The sequence below is a fragment of the Methylophaga sp. UBA1464 genome (assembly GCF_002325665.1).
Taxonomy (GTDB): domain Bacteria; phylum Pseudomonadota; class Gammaproteobacteria; order Nitrosococcales; family Methylophagaceae; genus Methylophaga.
On the sequence record NZ_DCSO01000095.1, the window covers coordinates 1 to 3,545 of the forward strand.

Below are 3,545 nucleotides of genomic sequence, written 5' to 3' on the forward strand. Positions count from 1 at the left end.
CGATGCGATTGCGGATTTTGGCAACATGTTGCTGAACCATACCAGCGATGGCCTCAATGCCAACTCCTATATCAAAATGATGGCGCATACCGCGCCGGTTAATATTGGTATTTATTTTGGATTACGCGGCCGGGTTTTGACGACCTCAAGTGCCTGTACTTCTGGAAGCCAGGCCATAGGCTATGCCTATGAGGCCATTAAATATGGTCATCAGACCATTATGGTGGCGGGTGGATGTGAAGCCTTATGTGCTACTGAAGCCGCTGTGTTTGACACGTTGTACGCCACCAGTATTAAAAATGACACTCCCCATTTGAGTCCCCGGCCGTTTGATAAACAGCGAGATGGTCTGGTGATCGGTGAAGGTGGTTGCACCTTGATTCTTGAAGATCTGGAGCATGCCTTAGCACGCAATGCCTTTATATATGCTGAATTGGTCGGATTTGGCACCAACTCAGATGGCAGTCATGTCACACAACCTTCAGCCGTGACCATGGAAAAAGCCATGCGGTTAGCGCTCAGTTGTGCAAACGTAAACCCGGATGAAATTGGTTATATCAGTGCACATGGCACGGCAACCGATCGCGGTGACATTGCTGAGTCGTCAGCGACAGCCGCTGTTTTTGGAAATAATACGCCGATCAGCTCATTCAAAAGTTTTACTGGACATACGCTGGGTGCCTGTGGCGCTTTGGAGTCCTGGGTGGCGATTCAGATGATGCGTGAAAACTGGTTTCATGCCACGGCGAATCTGGATGAAGTTGATCCGGCATGTGGCGATCTGGATTACATCATGCACGAACCACGACATATCGAGACGGATGTGATTATGAGTAATAACTTTGCTTTTGGTGGAATCAATACCTCACTTATTTTTAAACGATGGAAATAACTTTTAACAACGTAAGGAAACAGAAAATGAATTTAAAACAATGGGTGATTGGCGCGTCTTTTCTGGCTTTCAGTGGATTGCTGCAAGCATTTGAAACCGATGAGCAACGTATTGCACATAAGCTCAACATTCTCGAATCAGGTAGTGTTGAACAGAAAGAGCAGATGCTGGAACGCCTGCAATGGTCGGGGCTTTCTGATCCATTACTGTTTGATGGTATGGAAAAAGATTTACTGGCCGCTCAAGAGAAGAAATATTTTGAGCGTGATGAGCTGGGTGTTTTGTCTTATAAAGTCAGAGCATTGGGCTATAGCGGTAACCCTAAATATCAGCCAACATTGCAATTACTGGCGAGTAAGGCTGAAAACGCCAAATTAAAACGTCATGCTTCCAAAGCCAAAACAGATCTGGTGCAATTCCAGGCTGTGCAAAATAAACTCGCTGCGGTAAAGATAACCGATACCGACTTACCGGCCGAAGTGATTAGCTATATCAAGTTATTAGAAACAAATGATGCTTACGCTCAAAGGCTTGCTGCCAGAGCGATTTTCCATGAGCAGCGAACCGAACAGGCATTATTGGACGTTGCAGCAGCCAAACTGCAAGCCATGTATATGGATCCCAGTCTTGATAAAGTGGCACAGGATTCTGCAGCATGGCTGAGTAAGGCATTAAAGCAAGCCACAGGCTATGAAATTTTATTGCAGAAAGTGGCCTCTGATACACCGCATAAGAAAATCAGAAAATACGCGAGTTAATACTGAACCTGTTTACGCATATCCATCAGGATTGTGCGTCTGCCAGTGCCAACTGTCGGCGCACATTCTGTTGATATCCAACTCGGCTTTCCAGTTCAACGTCTTGATGGCCAGTGAGGGATCCGCAACACAACGCGCCAGATCCTTGGCCCGGCGAGCCACCATTTCAAATGGAATTTTCTGACCAGAAACCTTCTCAAAAGCGGCAATTACTTCCAATACCGAATAGCCACGGCCTGTACCAATATTCAAGGTCAAAACGTCCGAGCTGTCGAGCGCTTTTATCAGTGCTTTGACATGAGCTTTTGCTAAATCGGCCACATGAATGTAATCACGCACTCCGGTGCCATCCCTTGTCTTATAATCATTTCCATAAATAAATAGCTTATCCCGCTTGCCTGTAGCTACTTGCGAAAGGCAGGGCATCAAGTTGGTCGACGTGGCATTGGAATGCTCGCCAATCAAACCGGAGAAATGGGCTCCTACCGGATTAAAATAGCGAAGCAGGGCAATAGACCAGGCCGGATCAGCACGATGCAGGTCAGTTAATATCTGTTCAATAATTAATTTAGAGCGGCCATAAGGATTGTTTGCCGCCAGCGGAAAATCCTCGCGGATCGGCTGGTTGGATATTTCGGCATAAACGGCGGCTGATGAGCTGAAAATAAGTGTTTTACAATCAAACTCAGCCATCACATTACACAGCGTAATCGTGCCACTGACGTTGTTATCGTAATACGACATCGGTTGTGAAACCGATTCATTTAAGGTCTTCAGACCGGCAAAGTGAATGACAGCGGCAATGTTATATTGGCGAAACACCGCTTCCAGCGTTTCACGATGGCGAATATCGCCCTGCACAAAGGTTATTTTCTGCTGAATAATGCTTTCAATACGGGGCAATACTTTGGCGGATGAGTTTGACAGATTATCCAGAACAACCAGCTTATAGCCACTGTTGGCCAGCTCAACACAGGTATGCGAGCCAATATAACCTGCACCACCGGTGACCAAAATCATCTTGTCATCCATAACGTGTTGCATCTGAATCATCTTGCTGAGTTTGTCGTTGATTGACGAACAACGAAGCCGTTAACCGAAATACAGGCGGAAGGCTGAAGTGGATTCGAACTGCATCAATTCGTTGACCAGTTCCTGAATTTTAGGCTCAGCATCAATAAATTTGCCCATATTACCGCCACCACGGGTGGAGTCATAAATGGCTTCGCCATCCAAATTGCCATTATGGAAAATCTTTATTTCTGCATATGACATATAAAGCGCCAGATCCCAAGTCCATTTAGCTACATAAGTGGCAGTCCATTCACAGCTTTCAGGCACGTTTCTCTCGGAGACGACTCGGTGCTGAATGCCACGGGAAGACAGTGTGGACTTAAATTCCTTTAGAAACCCTTCACGTGTATCGGTGTTTTCGATAATGCAAAGTTCAGCTGCCTGGGGGATTTCAGCAGGTTCCACTGTTTGTTTTATCGAACACCCTGTCAACGTCACTGAGGTGAGTAAAAGCCATCCAATGTGTTTAAACATTTTCGTTCCTTGAAATTGAGCTATCTGAAGAGTTACGCACTGAACCATGCGGTTATTGATGAGACGATTAAAATTCCAGCAATAAGCAGTGCCGCAGAATTATAGGAGGAAAATTTTATCGATGAAAGGATTTATTCCAGTTTCTATGGTCAGGTTTGCTGTGATATTTTGATTTTGAGTGGGAAGGTCGCAGCTCGATTCAGCCTGCCGGTTACGCTACCCGGCATTATTTATGTAAACTGGCTTATCTCCACTATTGAGATAAGCCATCGCTATGAAATCTGTCAAAGCCGTTCTCCGCCAATATCGCCTTTTGCTGATCTCCATAGTGAGTATCGTCGTGCTTT

General features: G+C 45.6%; 4 protein-coding genes. 2 read left to right on the forward strand and 2 right to left on the reverse strand.

Annotated elements, in window-relative coordinates; translation table 11 throughout:
* Together B3O33_RS12825 and B3O33_RS12830 are read left to right on the forward strand one after the other, a co-directional pair.
* Positions 1-892: beta-ketoacyl-ACP synthase (locus B3O33_RS12825; RefSeq protein ID WP_292363772.1), on the forward strand; the 892-nt coding region annotated here is incomplete at its 5' end.
* 26 nt (positions 893-918) lie between these two features.
* Positions 919-1,650 (forward strand): hypothetical protein, encoded by a 732-nt coding sequence (locus tag B3O33_RS12830; RefSeq protein WP_292360781.1) that lies wholly within the window; start codon positions 919-921, stop codon positions 1,648-1,650.
* 12 nt (positions 1,651-1,662) lie between these two features.
* Here B3O33_RS12830 and galE read toward each other — a convergent pair whose 3' ends face one another.
* A complete protein-coding gene (gene galE / locus B3O33_RS12835) occupies positions 1,663-2,694 on the reverse strand; it encodes a UDP-glucose 4-epimerase GalE (protein WP_292363773.1) in 1,032 nt (343 codons plus the stop codon).
* 48 nt (positions 2,695-2,742) lie between these two features.
* Complete coding sequence (locus B3O33_RS12840; RefSeq protein WP_292360777.1) at positions 2,743-3,198, reverse strand: Sbal_3080 family lipoprotein; 456 nt, start codon at positions 3,196-3,198, stop codon at positions 2,743-2,745.
* Between the last annotated feature and the right edge of the window lie 347 nt (positions 3,199-3,545).